4 protein-coding genes and 1 pseudogene are annotated in these 3,066 nt (G+C 62.7%); 4 read left to right on the top strand and 1 reads right to left on the bottom strand.

Going from position 1 to position 3,066, the window contains the following annotated elements; all coding sequences use genetic code 11:
• Positions 1–644, bottom strand: a pseudogene (locus FOE67_RS21205) (XRE family transcriptional regulator); the annotation flags it as partial.
• A 146-nt stretch (positions 645–790) separates the two neighbouring features.
• Here FOE67_RS21205 and FOE67_RS21200 point away from each other — a divergent pair.
• From FOE67_RS21200 to FOE67_RS21195, 4 genes are all read left to right on the top strand, one after another.
• Positions 791–970: a hypothetical protein gene (locus tag FOE67_RS21200; RefSeq protein ID WP_182666435.1), complete on the top strand. Its 180-nt coding sequence runs from the start codon at positions 791–793 to the stop codon at positions 968–970.
• A 79-nt stretch (positions 971–1,049) separates the two neighbouring features.
• Positions 1,050–1,322: a DUF7848 domain-containing protein gene (locus tag FOE67_RS30845; RefSeq protein WP_438874274.1), complete on the top strand. Its 273-nt coding sequence runs from the start codon at positions 1,050–1,052 to the stop codon at positions 1,320–1,322.
• Between the two features lie 406 nt (positions 1,323–1,728).
• Positions 1,729–2,604, top strand: a complete 876-nt coding sequence (locus tag FOE67_RS30670) for an SAVMC3_10250 family protein (protein WP_369075295.1) — start codon at positions 1,729–1,731, stop codon at positions 2,602–2,604.
• A 31-nt stretch (positions 2,605–2,635) separates the two neighbouring features.
• On the top strand, positions 2,636–3,061 hold the full coding sequence (locus tag FOE67_RS21195; protein WP_228474137.1) for a helix-turn-helix domain-containing protein: 426 nt from the start codon (positions 2,636–2,638) through the stop codon (positions 3,059–3,061).
• Positions 3,062–3,066 lie beyond the last annotated feature (5 nt).

Genomic DNA, 3,066 nt, shown 5'->3' with positions numbered 1-3,066 from the left:
CCCTCCCGCCCCCGCCGAAGGTGCCACACAGGGGCGGCGAAGGCGTTCACGCCCCACAGATGGGCGTTGACCAACATCTCGTCGTCCCCCCGGTAGAGCGAGTTGTAGAGCGTCGTGCCGTGCGTGCGAATCTCGACGTTCGGCGTGCCGAGCAAGGGCCGGTAGTGCATGCGCGCCAGACGGCAGCGGGGCTCGATGCCGTGCCCGAACCTCTCCTCCTCGCCACGCCGCCTCACGTTCTCGCTCTCGGCGTCCCCGAGGGCGATCCGCACCGCTCACCCCTCGGCAGCCCGTTCGGTCAGCAGCTCGTTGAGCCGGGGGTAGGACTCGTGCAGGAAGATCGCCGCGTACACCAGGACGTCGATGCGCTCGCGCGCCCGGGCCATCAGGTCCACGAACGCGGAGACGGGCACGTCGGCCCGCTGGTCGTGGAGCGTGACCAACTCGGCACTGACGGCCTTGGCGGAGCGGGCCCGGCGGAGCGCCGGCCACAGGGTGTGGATGTCCTCCCCCAACGCCTCGGCCGCGAGCAGGGCGGTGGACCGGCGCGGGGTTCGGCCGAGATTCACCCACCGCTCGATGGACCCGGGGTCCACCTCGGCCCGCTCCGCGATCGTCGCACAGGTCCATCCCCCGGCCACCATGGCGGCCCGCAACCGTTCGTTCGGCACCGCGTTCTCCCTTCGTCATCAGGACACTTCGAGGGACGTTCCGCGCTCCGTCCCGAACGTCTACAAATGGGTTTCGCGGGAGGTACCTCCGTCCCCGCACCCCGTTGGATGCTCGTTCCATGAGCGACAAGACAGTCCGGGAGATCGGGTCCTTCGCCACGGACACCCGGGTCGATCGGGTCGGGAAGGTCATGGGGCACGTCGGTCCATATGTGCGGCTACGACCTCCTCGCGGAGGGCGGGAGTGGGACGCCGCCCCGGAGGACCTGCGCAGGCTGGAGCCCCACGAGAGCGGCTGAACGCCCGCCTGGCCGAGGTCAACTCCCTGAGCCGGAGCCGGTTGGGGTGACCTCGTTGCGCTGCTCACCGACGTGGATCATGGAAACCGATGAAACCCCCGGAGCGCCCCGCGTGCTGCACCAACTGGAGTGCGCCACCTGTCACGCACGGTCAGCCTGCCACGAACAGCAGGTCTCGGCGCTCGACTGGGCCTTCAACCACCTCAAGCGCCATCCCGACCACCGGGGCTACCGGGAGGTCGTGACAAAGTTCTGGCGGATGCCCCCTGGACAAGGCCGAACTCCAACAGCCCTGAAAATCCACAAACAGAGATCTCCACCCTCCCGTGGCTGCTGGTCTCGATTTTTGTGATGGAGCCCAACGGGCTCCATCACAAAAATCGAGACCAGCAGCCACGCCGGCAATTTCCGACTTCAACCCGGTGATACACCCATATCAATCCAGAGATCCTCCACGCTCGCCAGGTCGCCAGGTAGGAAAGTTCACCGTCCCACAAAATTTCAACACCCCATCCCCCACTATTCCACCGAGGAGAAACCCGACCCCATCCTGCAGCATGATAAAATTCCCAATCCCACCCCCAACCACCAAATATCTCACTCGACACATTCAATGCAACCCATGGATAATTTAGCGCAGCGGCGAACCCGCGGGAAATATTCCCCATGACCAGGCCGCCAACCAGATCAGCCTAAAAACACCATGACGCCAAGCTTCAGAAACCGCCTCATTGTGAAATTTCCCTTCGGAGGATGGCGTGCACTTCAGTGAAGTCATCTATTTCTCTCGCCGCCGACTCAAGGCATTTTTTCCTGAGCGGACTCCCACACCCCCCCTCTCCTGGAAAGTCGAACTAAATCTTCAAGTAACCACAGTAGGGCTCGAACCGGGAGCACCACTCACACCAACCGAAGCAGAATTAAAAAGGCTTCGAAAAGTTCAACGACACCTCGAAAAGGAGGTTTCCCACTTCCACGCGCCCCACCTCAGGACAGGCGAGTGGATCTACTTCGATTTGGAGATGGGGTGGGGAACATCACACGAGGACAGCACCTTGCCCGACCTTGATGATGTTCTTTTGTTTTGCGGCTCCCTGCCAGGCGACCGCACAGGTGGCCGAACCACAGTCGATCTCATGCTATGTGGTTCAACTGAACACCTCCTGGAAAGAACCGCAACAGTCGGGCGCATGGGATCTGGTTCAAAATGGCTGTATCACCTAATCCACAAGATCAACGACAGGGACAGGGCTGGAGACACCGGAATCCCGGAAGAACTCACCCTTCGAGCACTCTCCACGTCCAGGATCAACCGTCCTGAACAAATAGCAAGGGATGTGTTTCGCATCGCACAGAAACATCACGATCCTTTGCAGCGCTCAAGAGTACAGGGACTGGCACGGGTAGACCTCAACCTTCCGAACGGAGAGTGGAGTTCTCGACTCATTATGGCTACACCTCTGTATATCCAGTACGCCTCACGCAAGCCCATGCGGTGGGTTACACGGCTCCGCCTGCATCGTGACCTATGCCGTCGATATGGTCGGCCTTTGTGGAAGTGGCGTCCTGATCTGCCACCGCGGGACAGAGCTCGGTTCTATGTCCCCTCATGTACCGAAGCCGAGAACATGTGACCGCTCTCGGGAGCAGGGAGTACGAATCAGCATGGTGGCTCGGGAAGAGAGCAAGCGTCGAGCACGGCAGCGACGTGAGGCTGCGGGGCTGCCGGTGCGCTCTCCGGAGGAGAAACGGGTCGCCATGGACCGATTGATCGCCGAGGTGCGGGCGTACCGACTCGCGGAGATCCGTCGTGAACAGGCACAGACGCAGCGGGCCGTCACGGATGCGATGGGGGTGTCGGTGCCCCCGGTGTCGGCCATAGAGCACGGGGACATCGATCGCACCGAGCCGGCAACACTCCCCTCCCACGTCGAGGCATTGGACGGGCGGTTGCGCGTGGTCGCCGCCTTCGGCGATGCCGAGTTCACCGTCGCCCGACCATTACGGCTTCGGTGCGCCGTCGCGGGCATGCCGGTGGGCTCGGGCCGGTGCCGGCCGGTTTCCGGTGGTGGGGCGGGAAATCGGTTGTGAGGGGC

The organism is Streptomyces calidiresistens (genome assembly GCF_014141525.1).
In the GTDB taxonomy this organism is placed as follows: Bacteria; Actinomycetota; Actinomycetes; order Streptomycetales; family Streptomycetaceae; genus Streptomyces; species Streptomyces calidiresistens.
Note: the sequence above shows the minus strand (reverse complement) of the source record. Positions and strands in the feature narration are given on the sequence as shown.

Coding starts and splice junctions, on each gene's coding strand:
- FOE67_RS21200 (WP_182666435.1), top strand. CDS start 791: ATGAGCGACAAGACAGTCCGGGAGATCGGGTCCTTCGCCACGGACACC.
- FOE67_RS21195 (WP_228474137.1), top strand. CDS start 2,636: ATGGTGGCTCGGGAAGAGAGCAAGCGTCGAGCACGGCAGCGACGTGAG.
- FOE67_RS30845 (WP_438874274.1), top strand. CDS start 1,050: ATGGAAACCGATGAAACCCCCGGAGCGCCCCGCGTGCTGCACCAACTG.